The organism is Bradyrhizobium sp. U531 (assembly GCF_051710265.1).
Taxonomy (GTDB): Bacteria; Pseudomonadota; Alphaproteobacteria; order Rhizobiales; family Xanthobacteraceae; genus Bradyrhizobium.
Window position 1 is genome coordinate 1 of sequence record NZ_JASVEN010000017.1, and the last position, 19,412, is coordinate 19,412.

At 65.4% G+C, this 19,412-nt stretch carries 18 protein-coding genes and 1 riboswitch; of the genes, 3 read left to right on the plus strand and 15 right to left on the minus strand.

Annotated elements, in window-relative coordinates; translation table 11 throughout:
* Window positions 1-194 precede the first annotated feature (194 nt).
* The 3 genes from QRQ56_RS38030 to QRQ56_RS38040 form a co-directional block, all read right to left on the minus strand.
* Window positions 195-1,247 carry a hypothetical protein gene (locus QRQ56_RS38030; protein ID WP_438746887.1) on the minus strand — a complete coding sequence of 351 codons (1,053 nt, stop codon included), beginning with the start codon at window positions 1,245-1,247 and terminating at the stop codon, window positions 195-197.
* Window positions 1,248-1,354: 107 nt separating this feature from the next.
* Window positions 1,355-1,771, minus strand: a complete 417-nt coding sequence (locus QRQ56_RS38035; RefSeq protein ID WP_438746888.1) for a PAS domain S-box protein — start codon at window positions 1,769-1,771, stop codon at window positions 1,355-1,357.
* Window positions 1,772-1,963: 192 nt separating this feature from the next.
* Window positions 1,964-3,100: a 2'-deoxycytidine 5'-triphosphate deaminase gene (locus tag QRQ56_RS38040; RefSeq protein WP_438746889.1), complete on the minus strand. Its 1,137-nt coding sequence runs from the start codon at window positions 3,098-3,100 to the stop codon at window positions 1,964-1,966.
* Between the two features lie 80 nt (window positions 3,101-3,180).
* A riboswitch (SAM riboswitch) is annotated at window positions 3,181-3,260 on the plus strand.
* A 74-nt stretch (window positions 3,261-3,334) separates the two neighbouring features.
* Here QRQ56_RS38040 and QRQ56_RS38045 point away from each other — a divergent pair.
* Window positions 3,335-4,522, plus strand: coding sequence for an O-succinylhomoserine sulfhydrylase (locus QRQ56_RS38045; protein ID WP_438746890.1), 1,188 nt, complete (start codon window positions 3,335-3,337; stop codon window positions 4,520-4,522).
* 157 nt (window positions 4,523-4,679) lie between these two features.
* Here the strand turns inward: QRQ56_RS38045 and QRQ56_RS38050 are convergent, their stop codons facing one another.
* From QRQ56_RS38050 to QRQ56_RS38060, 3 genes are read right to left on the minus strand one after another with little or no spacing between them, the layout of a single operon-like run.
* A complete protein-coding gene (locus QRQ56_RS38050) occupies window positions 4,680-5,666 on the minus strand; it encodes an SGNH/GDSL hydrolase family protein (RefSeq protein ID WP_438746891.1) in 987 nt (328 codons plus the stop codon).
* Between the two features lie 12 nt (window positions 5,667-5,678).
* Window positions 5,679-6,449 (minus strand): SGNH/GDSL hydrolase family protein, encoded by a 771-nt coding sequence (locus QRQ56_RS38055; RefSeq protein ID WP_438746892.1) that lies wholly within the window; start codon window positions 6,447-6,449, stop codon window positions 5,679-5,681.
* The gene (locus QRQ56_RS38060) at window positions 6,449-7,729 is read right to left on the minus strand and encodes an OpgC domain-containing protein (RefSeq protein ID WP_438746893.1); all 1,281 of its coding nucleotides are present in this window, start codon (window positions 7,727-7,729) and stop codon (window positions 6,449-6,451) included. The genes QRQ56_RS38055 and QRQ56_RS38060 overlap by 1 nt, the downstream gene beginning before the upstream one ends.
* A 212-nt stretch (window positions 7,730-7,941) precedes the next feature.
* Between QRQ56_RS38060 and apaG the strand changes: the two genes are divergently transcribed.
* Window positions 7,942-8,334, plus strand: coding sequence for a Co2+/Mg2+ efflux protein ApaG (gene apaG, locus QRQ56_RS38065; RefSeq protein WP_298239648.1), 393 nt, complete (start codon window positions 7,942-7,944; stop codon window positions 8,332-8,334).
* 1,191 nt (window positions 8,335-9,525) lie between these two features.
* Here the strand turns inward: apaG and QRQ56_RS38070 are convergent.
* The 3 genes from QRQ56_RS38070 to QRQ56_RS38080 form a co-directional block, all read right to left on the minus strand.
* Window positions 9,526-10,533, minus strand: a complete 1,008-nt coding sequence (locus QRQ56_RS38070; RefSeq protein WP_438746894.1) for an Hsp33 family molecular chaperone — start codon at window positions 10,531-10,533, stop codon at window positions 9,526-9,528.
* Window positions 10,534-10,702: 169 nt separating this feature from the next.
* The gene (gene argF / locus QRQ56_RS38075; RefSeq protein ID WP_438746895.1) at window positions 10,703-11,638 is read right to left on the minus strand and encodes an ornithine carbamoyltransferase; all 936 of its coding nucleotides are present in this window, start codon (window positions 11,636-11,638) and stop codon (window positions 10,703-10,705) included.
* Window positions 11,638-12,846: an aspartate aminotransferase family protein gene (locus QRQ56_RS38080; protein WP_438746896.1), complete on the minus strand. Its 1,209-nt coding sequence runs from the start codon at window positions 12,844-12,846 to the stop codon at window positions 11,638-11,640. Before QRQ56_RS38080 ends, argF begins: the two co-directional genes overlap by 1 nt.
* A 457-nt stretch (window positions 12,847-13,303) precedes the next feature.
* Here QRQ56_RS38080 and QRQ56_RS38085 point away from each other — a divergent pair, with 457 nt between their 5' ends.
* Window positions 13,304-13,816 (plus strand): GcrA family cell cycle regulator, encoded by a 513-nt coding sequence (locus QRQ56_RS38085; RefSeq protein ID WP_014491301.1) that lies wholly within the window; start codon window positions 13,304-13,306, stop codon window positions 13,814-13,816.
* Window positions 13,817-14,059: 243 nt separating this feature from the next.
* Here QRQ56_RS38085 and phoB read toward each other — a convergent pair whose 3' ends face one another.
* The 6 genes from phoB to pstS form a co-directional block, all read right to left on the minus strand.
* Window positions 14,060-14,767 carry a phosphate regulon transcriptional regulator PhoB gene (phoB, locus tag QRQ56_RS38090; protein ID WP_018316913.1) on the minus strand — a complete coding sequence of 236 codons (708 nt, stop codon included), beginning with the start codon at window positions 14,765-14,767 and terminating at the stop codon, window positions 14,060-14,062.
* Between the two features lie 22 nt (window positions 14,768-14,789).
* On the minus strand, window positions 14,790-15,506 hold the full coding sequence (phoU, locus tag QRQ56_RS38095) for a phosphate signaling complex protein PhoU (RefSeq protein WP_438746897.1): 717 nt from the start codon (window positions 15,504-15,506) through the stop codon (window positions 14,790-14,792).
* Window positions 15,507-15,517: 11 nt separating this feature from the next.
* The gene (gene pstB / locus QRQ56_RS38100) at window positions 15,518-16,336 is read right to left on the minus strand and encodes a phosphate ABC transporter ATP-binding protein PstB (RefSeq protein WP_438746898.1); all 819 of its coding nucleotides are present in this window, start codon (window positions 16,334-16,336) and stop codon (window positions 15,518-15,520) included.
* Window positions 16,333-17,184: a phosphate ABC transporter permease PstA gene (gene pstA, locus QRQ56_RS38105; protein ID WP_438746899.1), complete on the minus strand. Its 852-nt coding sequence runs from the start codon at window positions 17,182-17,184 to the stop codon at window positions 16,333-16,335. Before pstA ends, pstB begins: the two co-directional genes overlap by 4 nt.
* A gap of 4 nt (window positions 17,185-17,188) precedes the next feature.
* Window positions 17,189-18,178, minus strand: a complete 990-nt coding sequence (pstC, locus tag QRQ56_RS38110) for a phosphate ABC transporter permease subunit PstC (RefSeq protein WP_438746949.1) — start codon at window positions 18,176-18,178, stop codon at window positions 17,189-17,191.
* A gap of 198 nt (window positions 18,179-18,376) precedes the next feature.
* Window positions 18,377-19,390, minus strand: a complete 1,014-nt coding sequence (gene pstS / locus QRQ56_RS38115; protein WP_438746900.1) for a phosphate ABC transporter substrate-binding protein PstS — start codon at window positions 19,388-19,390, stop codon at window positions 18,377-18,379.
* Between the last annotated feature and the right edge of the window lie 22 nt (window positions 19,391-19,412).

Genomic DNA, 19,412 nt, shown 5'->3' on the forward strand with positions numbered 1-19,412 from the left:
GCTGGGGCTCTCCACGCCCCCTCCCCCCCCCCCCGGGGGGGCGGGGGGGGGGGGGGGGGCGCCCCCCCCCCCCTCTCCGCGAAGCTGGTGACAGTCGGACTCGCGGAGAGTCCCCCTCACCCGGATTGCATCGAAGATGCAATCCGGCCTCTCCCCGCAAGCGGGGAGAGGCAAAGGACGGCGGCACTGTCCTTCTACCCGATTGTCCAGGTCAGCGGCGGGCAGCCTCCACGCGCGGCGCGCAGCTGCACGTCGATATGCCGGCCGCATCCAGCAGCCAGGCCTTCGAACAATCCCTCCAGCACCCTGGCGCAGGCAGGGTGATAGTCGGTGACGTCGTCCATCAGCTTCCAGCTCTGCTGGCGGATCTCAAAAGCTCCTTCGGACGTCGAGCTCTCCGCCTGATCATCCTGCGCAGCGAGCAGCGCATTCAGGAACGCCGAAAATTCGCTCGCGCCGCCGCGCCGCATGGCCAGCGCCGCTGCGGCCTCGTCGAAATATTGCATGCCGATCAGCTTGCCGGTGAGATGCAGCAGATAGCCGGCGTCTTCGGGACCGAACAGCTGCACCATCACGGGCGCGGCGGTGCGGACATATTCCATCGCGTAATTGCGATAGGCTTTCTCCAGGCGCGGTTTTGGCCAGCTTGCCACTGGCAAAGCCGGCGCGGTCGTCGCATCGAACAGCGGCGCTTCGAGGTGGCGTGCGAACACCAGCCGCTGGTCGATCTCGAGCGGATGATCGTATTGATGATAGTAGCCCTCCAGCCCGTCCTGGCCGTCCACGCTTTGCTTGGTGCAGACGAAGCCGAGCCTGAGATCGCCGAGCGCAACGCCATTGTTGGCGTGCCAGCCGCGCAGCATCGCGCGCGAAACCTCGCCCGGCACGCCGCAGATCGCGGTGCCCTTCCAGATCCAGCGCGGCGGCGGATAGCGGATCCAGGCCTTGGTGTCGCTCTCGTACATGTATTCGACATGCACGCCGCCGATCCAGTTGGAGAGGTAGTGATAATGCGCAGCCGCCACGGCCGGCGGCAGATGATCGATCCCGAGCTTCCTGAGTCCCGGCAGGAAGCGCTCCTGCTGCTGGCGGCGGAAGACGCGGAAGACGAACTCGGCGTCGTCAGCGATGCCGCGCCGTGTGACCACGGTGAGGATGAGGCCGGTGAAATACGCATGATAGAGGTCGGCGACTGCGCGCCAGCGCGCCCATTGGGCCTGCTGCGCGGCGTCCGAGACGGCGGCCATGTTCGCTCCCGATCGTTGTTGTTGCGATTGAGTGTGTCACCGCAGCTTTCGGCAGGCAACATGACGCACGTGCAGGGCGCCCTGCGCGGCCGCCCGCCAATTCCGCATCATGAAGTTTGCGGCGGCGCCTTCGCCGCGCGCTCGCGCTCGACCCGTTCGGTGACATCGCGCGCCATCGCCACGGACCCGAGCACGTTGCCGCCGGAATCCCGCACCAATGCGAAAGTCATCTCGATGTAGAGCTTGCGTCCGCTCTTGTGCAGCGCGCGGGTCAGCGTCGGCCTGCCCGAGAGCTTCATCGCGCCGCTGGCGAGGGCTGCCTCGAAGCCCCTCCAGTGCGCGGCACGCAGATGCTCGGGAATGATCAGATCGAGATTCTGCCCGAGCGCCTCCGCCGCGGAAAAGCCGAACAGCGTCGTCGCGGCACCGTTCCACCGCATGATGGTGCCGGAGCGATCCGAATAGATCAGCGCGTCCGCGACGTTTTCGGCGATCTTTGCGTCGAGTTCGGATGGATTGCTCATCTCGTTTCCCTCGCCATATTCCGCGATCTTGCCTGGCACTTCGACACACATTCGGTGTCATCGCCCGACCAGTGCGCAATTGCGCACTAGGATCGGGCGATCCAGTATTCCAGAGGCCGCGGTGATTGAGCCGATAGGCCGCGGCGTACTGGATGCCCCGGTCAAGCCGGGGCATGACAGTAGGACGTGCAGCTACACCCGGAAATGCTTCGATAGTTTGAGGCCTTGCGCCTGGTAGTTCGAACCGATGCGCTGGCCATACATCGCGTCGGGACGGGCCAGCATCTTCTCGTAGACGAGGCGGCCGACGATCTGGCCGTGCTCGAGGATGAACGGCACCTCGCGCGAGCGCACCTCCAGCACGGCGCGCGAGCCCTGCCCGCCGGCACCGGCATAGCCGAAGCCAGGATCGAAGAATCCGGCATAATGCACGCGGAATTCGCCGACCAAGGGATCGAACGGCACCATCTCCGCGGCGTAGTCGGGCGGCACCTGCACGGCCTCTTTCGACGCGAGGATGTAGAACTCGCCGGGATCGAGGATCAGGCTGCCGTCGGGGCGCGCCGAGATCGGCTCCCAGAAATCATCGACGGCGTAGCCGGAGCGCCGATCGACGTCGACGACGCCGGTGTGGCGCTTGGCGCGGTAGCCGACGAAGCCGCTGGCTTTCTCGCCGGACAGATCGACCGAGACCGCGACGCCGCCGGAGAGGTCGGCATCGTCGACGTCGACGAGGCGCTCAGCGGCATGCAAGCCATCGAGCTCATCGGCATTGAGGATGGCGTCGCCGGTGCGGAAGCGCACCTGGCTGAGGCGCGAGCCCTCGCGCACCAGCACCGGAAAGGTCTTCGGGCTGATCTCGGCATAGAGCGGGCCGTGATAGCCGGCGCCGATCATGTCGAAGCGGCGGGTGCCGTCGGCAATCACGCGGGTGAAGACGTCGAGGCGGCCGGTCGAGCTCTTGGGGTTGGCGGCCGCGACGATCTCCGGCGGCAGCGCCAGGCTCTCCAGCAGCGGCACGATATAGACGCAGTTGGTCTCCAGCACAGCACCGTCGGCGAGGCTGAACTCGTGCAGCTTCAATTCGTCGATGCGCTCGGCGACGGTGGCGCCGGGGCCGGGCAGGAAGCTGGCGCGGACGCGATAGGCGATGTCACCGAGGCGCAGATCGAGGCTGGCCGGCTGGATCTGGCTCTCGACGAAGTCATAGGCCGGCAGGATGAGGCCTGCCTCCGCCATCGCCGCGATCATGCGGTCGGGCAGGATACCATTGGCGTCGGGCGCGACCGTGAACGTCAACCGGGGGTCCTCATCAGGGCTCAAATGCATCCGGACAGGCCGGAAATACAGGTCTTTTACGGCTATCCGATGGACGCCTTGACGGAAAGGGCATTGCGGAATATGAGCATCACTTATCCCGTGGTGATTTGAGCCGGCCGGCTTGCAGCCACGTTAAATAAGTCGCTAAACAGGCCGGGGACCTCTGTGATCCCGGCCCGTGGTTTTATCCAGGCCGGTTTTTTTGTGACCGTTTTCGACGAGACGGTCATCTCGGAGGGTCCTATGTCGAAGTCGCCTGCCAACTACCGTCCCGAAACCCGCCTGGTCCATTCCGGCACCCTGCGCTCGCAGTATGGCGAGACGTCGGAGTCGCTGTTCCTGACCCAGGGCTACGTCTACAACAGCGCCGAGGAGTGCGAGGCGCGGTTCAAGGGCGAGGACCCCGGCTTCATCTATTCGCGCTACTCCAACCCGACCATCGCGATGTTCGAGCGCCGCATGATCGAGCTCGAGGGCGCCGAGGCGGCCCGCTCGGCGGCAACGGGCATGGCCGCGGTGACGACCGCGATCCTGGCGCCGCTCAAGACCGGCGATCACGTGGTGGCTTCCCGCGCGCTGTTCGGCTCGTGCCTCTACGTCGTTCAGGATCTGCTGCCGCGCTATGGCATCGAGACCACGCTGGTCGACGGCGCCAATCTCGACGAATGGCAGCGCGCGGTGAAGCCCAACACCAAGACGTTCTTCCTGGAGAGCCCGACCAACCCGACGCTCGACGTGCTCGACATTCCCGGCATCGCCGAGATCGCGCACAAGGGCGGCGCGCGGCTCGTCGTCGACAACGTGTTTGCAACGCCGATCTGGCAGAGCCCGCTCGCGCTCGGCGCCGACGTCGTCGTCTATTCCGCGACCAAGCATATCGACGGCCAGGGCCGCTGCCTCGGCGGCATCATCCTGTCGTCGGAAGCCTTCATCGCCGAGCACATCCACAATTTCATGCGCCAGACCGGCCCGTCGATCTCGCCGTTCAACGCTTGGGTGCTGCTCAAGGGCCTGGAGACGCTGGGCGTGCGCGTGCGCGCGCAGACCGACACCGCCTCGCGCATCGCCGACGTGCTGGCGAGCCATCCGAAGATTTCGCGGCTGGTCTATCCCGGCCGCGCCGATCATCCGCAGGCGGCACTGGTGAAAAAGCAGATGCGCGGCGGCTCGACGCTGGTCGGCTTCGAGGTCAAGGGCGGCAAGCAGGGCGCGTTCCGCGTGCTCAACGAGCTGAAGCTCGCGAAGATCTCGAACAATCTCGGCGACGCGAAATCCCTCGTCACGCATCCGGCGACCACGACGCATCAGCGCCTCAAGCCGGAGGACCGCGCCGCGCTCGGCATCAGCGAAGGATTTATCCGCTTCTCCGCGGGGCTCGAGCATGTCGACGACCTGATCGAGGATCTGACGGCGGCGCTGGAGAAGGCATGATCGCTTCGTAGGGCGGGTTAGCCCCGCGACTGCGCGAAGCGCAGTTCGCACGGCGTAACCCGCCGCTTCTGTTTCCGACGAGATAGACAGTGGCGGGTTACGCCGAGCAGATGCGCTTCGCGCATCTGCAGGGCTAACCCGCCCTACGGCACCGTGCCTACATCGGCCGATATGCGCGCACGTCGGCGGGCACGTTCACGCCGAGCTTGATCTGCCCCACCGAGCGGATGATGTCGTCGCCGAGCAGCTGGGCGAAGCAGGCATAGCCCCAATCGTTCATGTGCAGGCCGTCGGCGATGACGAAGCTCTCGACCGGGATCGACTGGTTCTCGTGCCAGTCGCGCATCACCTCGAAGCGCGGGAAGATGCCGACATGGCGAAGCTCGGCGACCTTGCCGAGCAGCTTCACCATCTTGCCGGCACTCTCCTTGCGCTGGTTGACGGCCGGCGAATATTGCGGATCGACCAGCACGACGTCGGCGCCGCCGGCGGCCTGGATGCGGCTGATGCCGTCCTCGACCAGCTTTGCGGTGTCGCCGGGATCAAGGTTGCGCAGCACGGCGTTGGTGCCGACCTGCCAGATCACCAGGTCCGGATGCACGTCGATCACCTCGGTCTGGAGACGCTTCATCATCTCCGGTGCGTCCTCGCCGCCGACGCCGGCATTGATGACGGTGATGTCGGCGGTCGGATAGTGCCGGCGCAGCTGCGTCGCGAGACGGTTCGGATAGTTGAAGTCCGGCGAGCTCGCGCCGAAGCCCGCAGTCGACGACGAGCCGAACGCGACGATGACGACGGGCTTGCCAGCGACCAGCTTGCCCGCGACATGCGGCAGCGAGCCCATCGCCTTCGCACCGCCCTTCGGCGGCAGGCACGGCACGCGGCTGAAAATATCGGCGGCGGATTTGGCGACCTGCTTCACCTTGTCGATGGCGCGCGTGGTCACGCCGCGCTGCTCGGGCGAGGTGGCGGCGATGGTGGTCTGGGACGGCGGCGCGGGCGTGGGATCAGCCGACTGCGCTGGCGTCGCCTGCGCGGCTTGCGTCTGCGCATGCGATTGCGTGGCCGGCGCCAGCAACAGCAGCACTGCTGCTGCAGGCGCGGCGAGCCATGCCGTCAGGCGAAAAGGGCGGAGAGAACTCATTAACGCTAGACCTCAATTTTGCTGCTGGGCCGGCTCCAGATGAGCTGCGTCGATCACGAACTGTGCCAACGCCCGGCCAAGGCAATCATGAACTCGTTTCGCCAACTCGGGTCCGTGCGCGGGATTGAACAGGTCGAACTGACCCTGGTCGCTCCACTGACGCATCATCGCGAAACGGTCGAACAACGGAATATCGTGCTCCTGCGCCACCACCTTCATGTTGTCGAGGTAAGGCGGCACCGAGATCATGGTCTCCGTGCGTGGGCTGTACTGCAAATTCATCAAGACAACGTCAGCCCCCGCATTTTGCAACGCGGCAACGCCTTCCGTCACCGCACCGCGAAACTCGTCGGGATCGATGGATCGCATAGCATCCACGGTCCCGGTCTGCCAGATCACCAAAGTAGGCCTTTTTGCTTCCATCAGCTTAACGAAGGTACCGGCCGCCTCTTCGGCCGTCCTCTTGCTCTGTATTTCTACGGAGACCTGCACGGCCTCGGCCGGCGGCAGCTTCTCCTTCAAAATCGCCTGCATCCGCGCCGGATAGGACGCGTCCTCGGAGGCCGGAATCCGGGTCGAGCCGGTGCCGATGACCAGGATTTCGAGCGGTTTGCCGGCCTTGATGGCGGCGGCGACCTTGGGAAGCTGGCTTTCGCTGGTAAGCAGATAGGAGGGCAATTCGCACGCCGCGGGCACGGCAGGCGCAGCATCGCCCGCGCGCGCCACAGGCGCGGCGAGGCCACCGCATAGCAGGATCAGGCTCAGGAGAACCTTCGCCTTCATCAGCCCCCTCCCGCCAGATCGGCGTTGCCGACGGCGTTTTTGGTTTTCGCACCGCTCTTGTCAGCCACGCGCTTGTACCACGAAATCACCCAGGCCACGCCCCACATGATCAGGACCCCGGAGAGACTAATCAGCGCATGCATGGCCGCGCCGCCGGAGACTTCGGCGAGAATGAAGTGCCCGGCGAAGGCCAGGAAGACGCCGAGACAGAAGATCTCGAGGGAATGCTGGCCACATAGAATCAATGGGCGCAGCCAGCGCGATTTCAACCCCGGCCAATCCCGGGGCAGGAAGCGCACGGTGAGCGCGGCCAGCGCCAGGAAATGCGTGAAGCGCAGCACGTCGAGGTCGGTCTTGTCGATCGGATACATCCACTGCTCGACCCGCTTCGGCATGAATTGGGAGAGCTGCGGCACGTACCAGGTCAGCGTCACGTAGAATGCCGCGACCAGATAGGCGATCGAGATCCACATCGTCACGGGCGAGGCCAGGATGCGCGACATGCGTCGCGCACCTCCCAGCGCGCACCATGCACCGAACACGAACAGCAATTGCCAGGCGAAGGGATTGAAGGCCCAGAAGCCGTTCGGATAGGCCGAGAGGTAGAGGTCGTATTCCCAGGTGACCGCGTAGAGCACGACCGAGAGGCCGAGCGTGACGTCGGGCCGCCACTTCATCGACCACAGGATCAGGGGCAGCGCCAGCATCAACACGATGTAGAGCGGCAGCACGTCCATGTTGACGGGGCGGAAGCGCAGCAGCAGCGCCTGCACGATGGTGACGTCGGGCTGCTTGAGGAAATCCATGATCCCCATCTCTTCGGTGTAGAGCGGGTTCTCGAAGCGGGTCGCCACATAGGAGATTTCGGCGAGGAAGATCGTGAACAGGAAGACGTGGGCGACGTAGATCTGCCAGACCCTGCGCAGGATGCGCGCGGTGGCGATGGCCACCCCGCTCTCCAGCATCGCCCTGCCGTAGACGAAGGCGGCGGTGTAGCCGGAGATGAAGATGAAGATCTCGGTGGCGTCGCTGAAGCCGTAATTGCGGATCGTGAACCAGGTCAGGAGGCTCGGCGGCAGATGGTCGATGAAGATCAGCCACAGCGCGAGGCCGCGGAACAAATCGAGCCGGAGCTCGCGCTCGCCGATGGCGGGCAGCGTGATGGCCGGCGCCCGCGCGCGCGGCTTGGCTGCCGCCGGCTTGCTGTCGGCAATCGTGCCGTCGGCAGGCTTGGCGGTTCCCGCGATCGTCGATCCCGTCACTTGGTCGGCAATGGTCATCGGGGGCCAAAAACCCTTCCGCAAATCGCGACGTCTTCAGGAGTGTACTGGTCCGGTCGCCATCTCGCAAAGCGGCCGGATGATCGTGGGGCGTTCCCTTTTTCGGGTGCTGCCCTCGGGGGTGTCCTTCTCTTCGAATTCTGGCGGGACGATGTCGCCAAAGCCGGCCGCGGCGTTTGGTTCCGGAGCCGGATTTCGGTATGGTAGCAACCATGTACCGCGCCGTGACCCGCCACATCGAAGTGACCGTCGAGCCGAACTTTGTTCCGGAACAGTCCTCGGCCGACCGTTCCCGCTATTTCTGGTCCTACACCATCGTCATCACCAATTCGGGCGAGGAGACGGTGCAGCTCAAGACGCGGCACTGGATCATCACCGACGCCTCCGGCCGCCAGCAGGAGGTCAAGGGCGAGGGCGTGGTCGGCGAGCAGCCGATCCTGGCCCCCGGCGAGCGCTTCGAATACACCTCCGGCGTCCCGCTCTCCACCGCCTCCGGCTTCATGACCGGCCGCTACCAGATGGTCACCGAAAGCGGCGAACGCTTCGAGATCGACGTGCCGGCGTTTTCGCTGGACAGCCCGGACAACAAGCGGGTGTTGAATTAGGGGCGTCGCTCTCGTGTCCCGGACGCGCCGCAACGCGAAGCGTTGCTGCGCAGAGCCGGGACCCAGCAGGCCACATGGAAAGCCGCGGCGAGATGGGCCCCGGCTCTGCAGCGCACCGGAAGAGCGCTGCGCTGCGTCCCGGGCACGAGAGCGGTGGGTGTGAGCACAGGCTCTCTCAACGTCATTGCGAGCGCAGCGAAGCAATCCAGAGTCCCTCCGCGTTGGCAGTCTGGATTGCTTCGCTGCGCTCGCAATGACGGTGGATGAGGTGACGGGCTGCCTCCCCAAGTGACACTGTCATTCCCCGCGAAGGCGGGGAATCCAGTACGCTGCGGCTTCTCGGCTCAATCACTGCGGTCTCGGAGTACTGGATCGCCCGCCCCCGTGCGCAATCGCGCACAAGGCGGGCGATGACACTGAGTGGGGTTGGCGGACATGCTTTCGCGTTCTCGCGGCTTGTTCGCCCGAGCTTTGCATCGTCGCTCCACCCTCTAAATCCAGGAGGGCGCAGGGAAGGCCGGGTGCCGACATCGCACCCGCGGTCCGCTGCGCGAAATGCACACGCAGGAAGAACCGCACAGCAGCATACAGGTGGCGCCGATCACTCGGCCTTCCCTGCGCGATGGTCGGACGGCTTATGCCGTGCTCTCCCGGGAGCCGAACTTTCCTTTGGCCTCCCTCACCGTTCGAATTGACGATACCGTCTGCCCGGTTGGGCTCGCGCGCATCTTCGAACGGCTTGACCGTAGCAACGACGGCCAGGACCACACGGTTTTGCCGTACGCGCGTTCGCTGGTCACCACATTATCTCCCGGCCTTGTCGACGTTGCCGGACAAACATGGCGAGACGAACTTCACAGCGCCGCTCGTCCGCACGCGGGGTTCGGGCTCACAGGGACACCCTGCCCTGCCCGCCCCATCTCGTGCCGACGCTGCCGCGTCCACCGCAAGCCCGGCTCGCGATCAAGACGACCTCGAGATCGCCCCTCCTGGTGAGCCGGGATGGGCGAGTGATACGCCGAAACCGAATTTCGGTAAAGTGGAATATTTTTGCGCAAGCCGGTTGACAGGGGGGCGACCACAGTCGGCGCGGTAGGGTGGGCAATGCGAAGCGTGCCCACGTAGCTTTCGCGATCGAGAGAATTCGTGGGCACGGCGCAAGTGCGCCTTTGCCCACCCTACGAGAGCTGGCTATGCGTCTTCCACGCCCGCTTCATCCGGCGTGAACTGGTAGACCGAGCTGCAGAACTCGCAGGTCACCACCACCTTGTCGTCCTTGACCATCGCGGCGCGATCGTCGGACGAGAAGCTCTTGAGCATCGAGGCGACCGCGTCGCGCGAGCAGGAGCATTGCGCCTTGAGATCGATCGGGTTGAACACGCGCACGCCGCGCTCGTGGAACAGGCGGAACAGCAGCCGCTCGCCAGAGAGCTCGGGGTCGATCAGCTCGACGTCCTCGACGGTCTCGATCAGCGAGCGCGCCTCGACCCAGGCATCGTCCTCCGCGACCGCGTGAACCTCGACGCCATCAGGGGCGTCGCCGGGATGCAAGTCCGCCTGCCGCGCGCGCTCCGGCGCCTTCGGCAGAAACTGCATCAGCATGCCGCCGGCGCGCCAGCGATGCTTGCCGCCGTCGTTGGAGCGCCACTCCTCGCCGACCGCGAGACGCACCTTGGTCGGGATCTGCTCGGAGCGCAGGAAATATTCGTGGGCGGCGTCTTCGAGGCTGCCACCGTCGAGCGCGACCAGGCCCTGGTAGCGGCTCATGTCGGGGCCCTGGTCGATGGTCATGGCGAGATGGCCGTGGCCGAGCAGCGTGCCGGAGTCTTTGGCCTCGCCAAGGCGCTCGGCATCGAAGCGCGCATAGGCGCGCAGGCGATCCGGCGCCTGATAGTCCACCACCAGGAAGGACACCGGGCCGTCGGTCTGGGCCTGCAGGATGAAGCGGCCCTCGAATTTCAGCGCCGAGCCGAGCAGCGTCGTCAGCACGATGGCCTCGCCGAGCAGCTTGCCCACGGGCGCGGGATAATCGTGCTTGGTCAGGATGTCGTCGAGCGCCGGCCCGAGGCGCACCAGGCGGCCACGCACGTCGAGCGCATCGACCTCGTAGGGCAGCACGGCATCGTCGATCGGAACCGCGGACGGCGCGCGGACCGGGCCTTCGGACCCGGTCTTCATGTCAGGGGATTGGGAAATCATGGGCGTTATCTGGGGTCGGTCGGTGCAAAATGAAAGAGGCGCGCTCGCATTCCGTCACCGGAACGACGGCCCAAGTAGCCCGGATGGAGCGCAGCGCAATCCGGGGGAGGTCGTTACCCGCGTCGAGAACCCGGATTTCGCTGCGCTCCATCCGGGCTATAAGAGCCGCCTACTTCACCGCGTCGAAGCACCAGGCCAGAATGCCCTTCTGCGCGTGCAGGCGGTTTTCGGCCTCGTCGAACACCACCGATTGCGGACCGTCGATCACCTCGTCGGTGACCTCCTCGCCGCGATGAGCAGGCAGGCAGTGCATGAACAGCGCATCGGGCTTGGCGAGCGACATCAGCTTGCTGTTGACCTGATAGGGCTTGAGCACGTTGTGGCGGTGCTCGCCCTCCTTGTCGCCCATCGACACCCAGGTGTCGGTGACGACGCAATCGGCGCCCTTCACGGCGGTTTCCGGATCGGTGCCGAGCACGATCGGCGCGCCCGTCGCCTTGATGAAGTCGCGCATCGCCTTTTTCGGCGCGAGCTCCGGCGGGGTGGCGACGTTGAGCTGGAATTTGAAGCGCTCGGCGGCATGCGCCCAGGACGCCAGCACGTTGTTGTCGTCGCCGGTCCAGGCCACCGTCTTGCCCTCAATGGGCCCGCGATGCTCCTCATAGGTCATGAGGTCGGCCATCACCTGGCATGGATGCGAGCGCCGCGTCAGGCCGTTGATGACGGGCACGGTGGCGTTGGCCGCAAGCTCCAACAGCGCATCGTGATTGAGGATGCGGATCATGATGGCGTCGACATAGCGCGACAGCACGCGCGCGGTGTCGGCGATGGTCTCGCCGCGACCGAGCTGCATCTCGGCGCCGGTGAGCATGATCGCCTCGCCGCCGAGCTGGCGCATGCCGACGTCGAACGACACGCGGGTGCGCGTCGAGGGACGCTCGAAGATCATCGCCAGCGTCTTGCCTTCGAGCGGCCGCACCGGCTGCTGCGCCTTCTGCTTCGCCTTCATGGCGGAGGAAGCGGCGAGCATGCGCTTGAGCTCCGACAGCGGCAGCTCGTTGATGTCGAGGAAGTGCTTCGGCGCCTTGGCAGGGGACTTGCTCATCAGCTTGCCGCCCGCTTGGTCTGTATGGACGAGATCGCCGTGCAGGCGCGCTCGAGCCTGATGACGCTGTCCTCGATCTCGGCCTCGGTCACGATCAACGGCGGCAGGAAACGAACGACATTGTCGCCGGCGCCGACCGTAAGCAGCTTTTCGTTGCGCAGGGCCGCGACGAGATCGCCGGAGGGCACCACGGCCTTGATGCCGATCAGGAGGCCCTCGCCGCGCACCTCGCTGACGACGTCAGGATGGCGGTCGATCACGGAGGCGAGCTTCTGCTTGAGCAGCAGCGACATCTTCTGCACGTGGTCGAAGAAGCCGGGCTTGAGCATGACGTCGAGCACGGCGTTGGCCGCCGAGATCGCCAGCGGATTGCCGCCGAAGGTCGAGCCGTGCGATCCGGGGCCCATGCCGGCCGCCGCTTCCGACGTCGCCAGGATCGCGCCGATGGGGAAGCCGCCGCCGAGCGCCTTCGCCAGCGACATCACGTCGGGCGTGACGCCGGTGCGCCGATAGGCGAACAGATCACCGCTGCGACCCATGCCGGTCTGTACCTCGTCGAAGGCGAGCAGCAGCCCCTTCTCGTCGCAGAGCTGGCGCAATGCCTTGAGGAACGTCGGCGGCGCCGAACGCACGCCGCCCTCGCCCTGGATCGGCTCGATCAAAATGCCCGCTGTCTCTGGCCCGATCGCCTTCTTCACGGCCTCGATGTCGCCATGCGGCACCTGGTCGAAGCCGTCCATCGGCGGCCCGAAGCCCTCGAGATATTTCGCGGAGCCGGTGGCGGCGAGCGTCGCCAGCGTGCGGCCGTGGAAGGCGCCTTCGAAGGTGATGAGGCGATAGCGCTCCGGGTGCCCCTTGGAGGAGTGATGATGGCGGACCAGCTTGATCACGCCCTCAAGCGCCTCGGCGCCGGAATTGCAGAAGAACACGAAGTCCGCAAAGCTCTCGTTGCACAGGCGGTTTGCGAGCTTCTCGCCGTCCGGGCTCTGGAACAGGTTCGACATATGCCAGAGCTTGGTCGCCTGCTCCTGCAACGCCTTGACCAGATGCGGATGGCAATGGCCGAGCGCGTTCACCGCGACGCCCGAGGTGAAGTCGAGATAGCGATCGCCATTGGTCGCGATCAGCCAGCAGCCTTCGCCGCGCTCAAAACCGAGGTCGGCCCTGGCAAAAACGGGGAGCAAATGCGGGGCTGCGCTGTTAGTCATGACGGTCACTTGATGTTGAGGCGGTGTGACGCGTGCATTGCGCAACGCACCATTGACCGGCCCGGAAAACGAAACGTGCCGCCTTTTAAGGGCGGCACGTGGGACCATCTTATGCCCCGTGAAACGGGTGTCAATGCCACCCGGAAAGCCTCGGGAAACGCTGATTCCGTAGTCTTGCGGTAGCGATTTTGCGGGTTTTTCACCACGGAACATGTGGAAGCGAGTCGGCGGACTCTTGCGCGTGAGTCACGCCATATTGTAGCGTTTGGGCTGTCAGATACGACATCTCGTGCAGCGGTTCTGATCCCAAGAGTCCTTAAGTACCGGCGTAAACGTTCGGGCGTCAGTCACACGCCCGGCGAGCCTTAAGGGATTCTGGCGGCACGGGTTTTTCGAAGCTTAGGCATTCGCCGCAAGGGCGCCAGCATGGCAGCCGCGCGGCGAGGGAAAGGGTGCAATGACGGTTTTGACCTGGTCCGACGATCGCGTCGAGCAGCTGAAAAAGCTCTGGGAGGCCGGATTGTCGGCCAGCCAGATCGCAGCTGAGCTCGGCAATGTGACCCGCAATGCCGTGATCGGCAAAGTGCACAGGCTCGGCTTGTCCGGCCGTGCCAAGAGCCCTTCATCGGCAGCGCCGCGACCGCGCAAGGCGCGCCCCGCGCAGCACATGATGCGGGTGACGCGCCCCATCGCCCGCGGCAACACCGCGCTGGCGCAGGCCTTCGAGGTCGAAGTCGAGGCCGAGCCCGTTACCTACGACAACGTCGTGCCGATGAGCCAGCGGCTGTCGCTGCTCGAATTGAACGAGGCGACCTGCCACTGGCCGGTCGGCGATCCCTCGAGCCCGGATTTCTTCTTCTGCGGCGGCAAGGCACTCTCCGGCCTGCCCTACTGCGCCCAGCACTCGCGCGTGGCGTATCAGCCCGCCGCCGATCGCCGCCGCGCACCGGCGAAGCCGGGTCCGCGCTGAGGTCGCTGATCTCGCTGACTGCAAGGACGGCAGCCGTCACTCGGCGGCGCCTCAACCAACTCGGTGTCATCCCCGCGAACGCGGGGATCCATAACCACAGGGCGCAATTGTTGCGCGAGATGGTCACACCGAGTCTTCGCCAAACCACGGCCTGTGGTTATGGATCCCGGGCTCGCGCTGTGCGCGCCCCGGGATGACAGCTGAGATCGTGGCCGCAGCTGCGAACCAACAACACGCCCGCCCTTACGTCTGCTCCGCCTTCGCGAAACGATCGTCCAGCGCATAGCCGGCGCCGCGGACGGTGCGGATCGGGTCCTGCTCGCGGCCGAGATTGAGCAGCTTGCGCAGGCGGCCGATATGGACGTCGACGGTGCGCTCGTCGATGTAGATGTCGCGGCCCCAGACGCTGTCGAGCAGCTGCTCGCGCGAGAACACGCGGCCGGGATGCTCCAGGAAGAACTCCAGCAGGCGATATTCGGTCGGGCCGAGATCGATCGGCCGACCCGAGCGCGCCACGCGGCGCTTGTCGCGGTCGAGTTCGATGTCGCCATAGGCCAAGACGGTGGCGAGCCGCTCGGGACTGGCGCGCCTGAGCAGGCCCTTCACGCGCGCGAGCAGCTCGGGCACCGAGAACGGCTTGACGATGTAGTCGTCGGCGCCGGTCGCGAGCCCGCGCACCCGCTCGCTCTCCTCGCCGCGCGCGGTGAGCATGATGATCGGCAGCTGCTTGGTGTCTGGCCGCGTGCGCAGGCGCCGGCACAGCTCGATGCCGGACAGGCCCGGCAGCATCCAGTCGAGCACGATCAGGTCGGGAATGTGCTCCTTGAGCCGGGTGTCGGCGTCGTCGCCGCGCATCACCGTCTCGACGTCATAGCCGTCGCCTTCGAGGTTGTAGCGGAGAAGCTCGGTGAGAGCTTCCTCGTCCTCAACCACCATAATGCGTGCGCCCATCGGGTCGTGGCTCCTTAGGTCTTCAGGTATTGGGGACCGTCGTGGCGAAGGTCGTCATGTCGCCCTTCGGCCGCTTGTCGGTCATCGCCTGACCCTCGATCATGTAGAACACGGTCTCGGCGATGTTGGTGGCATGGTCGCCGATCCGCTCGATGTTCTTGGCGCAGAACATCAGATGGATGCAGAACGAGATGTTGCGCGGATCCTCCATCATGTAGGTGAGGAGCTCGCGGAACAGCGAGGTGCAGATCGCGTCGACCTCCTCGTCGCCCTTCCACACCGCCATCGCAGCCGGCAGATCGTGCGCGGCATAGGCGTCGAGCACGCTCTTGACCTGCTGCTGCACGAGGTCGGTCATGTGCTCGAGGCCGCGGAACAGCTTGAGCGGATGGAAATCGGTCTCGAGCGCGGCGACGCGCTTGCCCATGTTCTTGGCGAGGTCGCCGATGCGCTCGAGATCGGTCGCAACGCGCATGGCGCCGACGATCTCGCGCAAGTCGACGGCCATCGGCTGGCGGCGGGCGATGGTGAGCACCGCACGCTCCTCGATGCGCCTCTGCAGCGCGTCGAGCTCGGCGTCGACGGTAACGACGCGCTGGCCGAGCGGAACATCGCGGCGGATCAGGGCGTCGACGGAATCGACGATCATGCGCTCGGCGATGCCGCCCATCTCGGCGACCAGGCGGGTGAGTTCCTGGAGGTCGGTGTCGAAGGCCTTTGCGGTATGTTCGGTACCCATATTGCGTCTCCTCAGCCGAACCGGCCGGTGATGTAATCCTGCGTGCGCCGGTCGGTCGGCGACGTGAAGATCTTGCTGGTGTCGTCGAACTCGATCAGCTCGCCGAGATACATGAAGGCGGTCTTGTCGGAGACGCGCGCCGCCTGCTGCATGTTGTGGGTGACGATCGCGATCGTGTAGTTCTCGGACAGTTCCTGGATCAGCTCCTCGACCTTGGCGGTCGAGATCGGGTCGAGCGCCGAGCAGGGCTCGTCGAACAGGATCACCTCGGGGCGCACCGCGACGGTGCGGGCGATGCACAGGCGCTGCTGCTGGCCGCCGGAGAGCGACAGGCCGGAGGCGTTGAGCTTGTCCTTGACCTCGTTCCACAGTGCGCCGCCGCGCAGCGCCTTCTCGACGCGACCGTCCATTTCGGACTTCGAAATCTTCTCGTAGAGGCGGATGCCGAAGGCGATGTTCTCGTAGATCGTCATCGGAAACGGCGTCGGCTTCTGGAACACCATGCCGACCCGGGCGCGCAGCAGGTTGAGGTCGAGCTTGGGGTCGAGGATGTTGGTCTGGTCCAGCATCAGCTGGCCGGTGGCGCGCTGGCCCGGATAGAGGTCGTACATCCGGTTGAAGATGCGCAGCAGGGTGGACTTGCCGCAGCCCGACGGGCCGATGAACGCCGTGACGCGGTTGGCGCCGAGCGTCAGGTTGATGTTCTTCAGCGCGTGGTGCTCACCGTAATAGAAGTTGAGGTTGCGCACCGTCACCTTGGCGGGCGCTTCCGGCAGCGGATGCGACGCCAGATGAGCGTTCGAACTCACGGATACGGACAGATCGGTCATTTTGCAGTCCTCTCGGCGCCGATGATGCGGGCGCCAATGTTCAGGGCAAGCACAGTGAGCGTGATCAGCAGCGCGCCGCTCCAGGCGAGCTGCTTCCAATAGGCGTAGGGGCTCTGCACGAAGTTGTTGATGGTGACAGGCAGGTTGGCCATCGTCTTGTTCAGGCCGAGGCTGAAGAACTGGTTCGACAGCGCGGTGAAGAGCAGCGGCGCGGTCTCGCCGGCGACGCGGGCGGTGGCGAGCAGCACGCCGGTGATGAGGCCCGACCGGGCCGCGCGATAGGCGATCCGCTTGATCACCAGCGAGCGCGGCAGGCCGAGCGCCGAGGCTGCCTCGCGCAGCGGATTCGGCACCAGCAGCAGCATGTCCTCGGTGGTGCGCAGCACGACCGGGATCACGATGACGGCGAGCGCCAGCGCGCCCGCGATCGCGGAGAAGCCGCGCATCGGCACCACCACCGCGCCATAGATGAACAGGCCGATGATGATCGAGGGCGCCGAGAGCAGGATGTCGTTGATGAAGCGGATCACCGAGGTCAGCTTGTCGTTGCGGCCGTATTCGGCGAGATAGGTGCCGGCGAACAGGCCGAGCGGCGCGCCGATGCCGACGCCGATCAAGGTCATGATGATCGAACCCACGATCGCGTTGCGCAGGCCGCCCTCGGTCGATCCCGGAGGCGGCGTATCGGCGACGAAGATCTCGAGGTTCAGGCCGGCGAGTCCGTTGTAGAGCAGCGTGATCAGGATCAGCGCGAGCCAGGTGACGCCGAAGGCGGCCGCGGCGAAGCAGAGCCCGCGGATCACGATGTCCTTGCGGCGACGACGCGAATAGATCGGATTGAGCGCCATGGCGTTACTTCCCCGCCTTCTTGTCGAGCCGCATCAGCATCAGCCGCGCGGCGGCCAGCACGAAGAACGTCAGCACGAACAGCAACAGGCCGAGCAGGATCAGGCCGGACTGGTGCAGGCCGTCGCTCTCGGCGAACTCGGATGCGATCGCCGCCGAGATCGTGGTGCCCGGCGCGAAGATCGATGAGGAGATGCGGAACGAGTTGCCGATGATGAAGGTCACCGCCATCGTCTCGCCGAGCGCGCGGCCCAGCGCCAGCATGACGCCGCCGATGATGCCGACGCGGGTGTAGGGGATCACCACGCTGCGGACGACTTCCCATGTGGTGCAGCCGACGCCGTAGGCGGCCTCCTTCAGGACCGGCGGCACCGTCTTGAACACGTCGACCGAGATCGAGGTGATGAAGGGCAGCACCATGATGGCAAGGATCAGCGCGGCGTTGAACGTGCTGAGATAGGACGGGGGACCTGCGAAGATCGCGCCCAGCACGGGCACGCCGTCGAAGATCTTGATCATGAACGGCTGGAAGGTGTTGGCCAGGAACGGGCCCAGCACGAAGAAGCCCCACATGCCGTAGATGATCGAGGGAATGCCGGCGAGCAGCTCGACCGCCATGCCGATCGGGCGGCGCAGCCATTGCGGGCAGAGCTCGGTGAGGAAGATCGCAATGCCGATACCGACGGGAATGGCGATGAGCATCGCGATGAAGGAGGTGACGAGCGTGCCGTACATCGGCCCGAGCGCGCCGAGCACCGGCGGATCGGCGGACGGCGCCCAGCGCTGCGTCCACAGGAAGGAGAAGCCGTATTCCTTCATCGCCGGGAACGCGCCGACGATCAGCGAGACGATGATGCCGCCGAGGATCAGCAGCACCGAGATCGCGGACAGCCGCGTGATCCAGTAGAAGGTGACGTCGCCGAGCTTGAACGCGCTCAAGGCCTTGGCGCGGTCATACGGTCCGGCGTCGTCGATTATATCGCTCTGAACGGCCATCTCTGCCACGCCGATCCCCTGTACTGACTATACTTGTTCTTGCCTGTTGGGTCCCGTGCCCCGGATACGGTGCAGCGCGAAGCGGTGCGCCGCTGATCCGGGGCCCAGTTCTTGTGGGTCCCGGCTCAGCGCTGCAGCGCACTGGACGATGCTTTGCATCGCCAGGGCTGCAGCGCGTCCGGGACGCGAGAGCTTGCCTCAGCTCTTGATCTCGGCAGCCCAGGTCTTCTCGATCAGGGTCACGACGCCTTCGGGCATCGGGATGTAGTCGAGCTCTTCAGCCGCCTTGCCGCCGTTCTTGAAGGCCCAGCGGAAGAACTTGATGGCTTCCTGCGAGGCCGCCTTGTCGGTGGCATCCTTGTGCATGAGGATGAAGGTCGCCGCCGTGATCGGCCAGGACTTCTCGCCGGGCTGGTCGGTCAGGATGACGTAGTAGCCGGGCGCCTTGGCCCAGTCGGCATTGGAAGCGGCCGCCTGGAAAGCTTCGACGGTCGGCTGCACCGGCTTGCCGGCCTTGTTGACGAGACCGGTGTAGGTCAGCTTGTTCTGCTTGGCATAGGCGTACTCGACATAGCCGATCGAGTTCTTGGTCTGGCTGATGTTGCCCGACACGCCTTCGTTGCCCTTGGCGCCGACGCCGACCGGCCACTCGACCGCGGTGCCCTCACCGACCTTGCTCTTCCAGTCGGCGCTGGCCTTGGCGAGGTAGTTGGTGAAGTTGAAGGTGGTGCCCGAGCCGTCCGAACGGCGCACCACGGTGATGGCGTCCGAGGGCAGCTTCACGTTCGGATTGAGCTTCTTGATCGCGGCGTCGTCCCACTTGGTGATCTTGCCGAGGTAGATGCTGGCGAGGGTCTCGCCGTCGAACACCATCTCGCCGGGCTTCACGCCCTCGAGGTTGACGACGGGAACGATGGCGCCCATCACCATCGGCCACTGCACGAGGCCGTCCTTCTCGAGCTGCTCGGCCTTGAGCGGGGCATCGCTGGCGCCGAACGTCACGGTCTTGGCCTGGATCTGCTTGATGCCGCCGCCGGAACCGATCGACTGGTAGTTCAGACCGTTGCCGGTCTCCTTTTTGTAGGCGTCAGCCCACTTCGAATAGACCGGGAACGGGAACGTCGCGCCTGCGCCGGTGATGTCGGCGGCAAACGCCACCGTCGTCGATGCGGCGACCATGCCGGCAGCGACCATTGTCTTGAGGAAATTCATGCTGGTCTCCTTGGGGGGAGCG

Bases quoted from the DNA above. Each gene is read 5' to 3' on its own strand.
- QRQ56_RS38030 (WP_438746887.1), bottom strand. From the start codon at position 1,247: ATGGCCGCCGTCTCGGACGCCGCGCAGCAGGCCCAATGGGCGCGCTGG.
- QRQ56_RS38035 (WP_438746888.1), bottom strand. From the start codon at position 1,771: ATGAGCAATCCATCCGAACTCGACGCAAAGATCGCCGAAAACGTCGCG.
- QRQ56_RS38040 (WP_438746889.1), bottom strand. From the start codon at position 3,100: ATGCATTTGAGCCCTGATGAGGACCCCCGGTTGACGTTCACGGTCGCG.
- QRQ56_RS38045 (WP_438746890.1), top strand. From the start codon at position 3,335: ATGTCGAAGTCGCCTGCCAACTACCGTCCCGAAACCCGCCTGGTCCAT.
- QRQ56_RS38050 (WP_438746891.1), bottom strand. From the start codon at position 5,666: ATGAGTTCTCTCCGCCCTTTTCGCCTGACGGCATGGCTCGCCGCGCCT.
- QRQ56_RS38055 (WP_438746892.1), bottom strand. From the start codon at position 6,449: ATGAAGGCGAAGGTTCTCCTGAGCCTGATCCTGCTATGCGGTGGCCTC.
- QRQ56_RS38060 (WP_438746893.1), bottom strand. From the start codon at position 7,729: ATGACCATTGCCGACCAAGTGACGGGATCGACGATCGCGGGAACCGCC.
- apaG (WP_298239648.1), top strand. From the start codon at position 7,942: ATGTACCGCGCCGTGACCCGCCACATCGAAGTGACCGTCGAGCCGAAC.
- QRQ56_RS38070 (WP_438746894.1), bottom strand. From the start codon at position 10,533: ATGATTTCCCAATCCCCTGACATGAAGACCGGGTCCGAAGGCCCGGTC.
- argF (WP_438746895.1), bottom strand. From the start codon at position 11,638: ATGAGCAAGTCCCCTGCCAAGGCGCCGAAGCACTTCCTCGACATCAAC.
- QRQ56_RS38080 (WP_438746896.1), bottom strand. From the start codon at position 12,846: ATGACTAACAGCGCAGCCCCGCATTTGCTCCCCGTTTTTGCCAGGGCC.
- QRQ56_RS38085 (WP_014491301.1), top strand. From the start codon at position 13,304: ATGACGGTTTTGACCTGGTCCGACGATCGCGTCGAGCAGCTGAAAAAG.
- phoB (WP_018316913.1), bottom strand. From the start codon at position 14,767: ATGGGCGCACGCATTATGGTGGTTGAGGACGAGGAAGCTCTCACCGAG.
- phoU (WP_438746897.1), bottom strand. From the start codon at position 15,506: ATGGGTACCGAACATACCGCAAAGGCCTTCGACACCGACCTCCAGGAA.
- pstB (WP_438746898.1), bottom strand. From the start codon at position 16,336: ATGACCGATCTGTCCGTATCCGTGAGTTCGAACGCTCATCTGGCGTCG.
- pstA (WP_438746899.1), bottom strand. From the start codon at position 17,184: ATGGCGCTCAATCCGATCTATTCGCGTCGTCGCCGCAAGGACATCGTG.
- pstC (WP_438746949.1), bottom strand. From the start codon at position 18,178: ATGGCCGTTCAGAGCGATATAATCGACGACGCCGGACCGTATGACCGC.
- pstS (WP_438746900.1), bottom strand. From the start codon at position 19,390: ATGAATTTCCTCAAGACAATGGTCGCTGCCGGCATGGTCGCCGCATCG.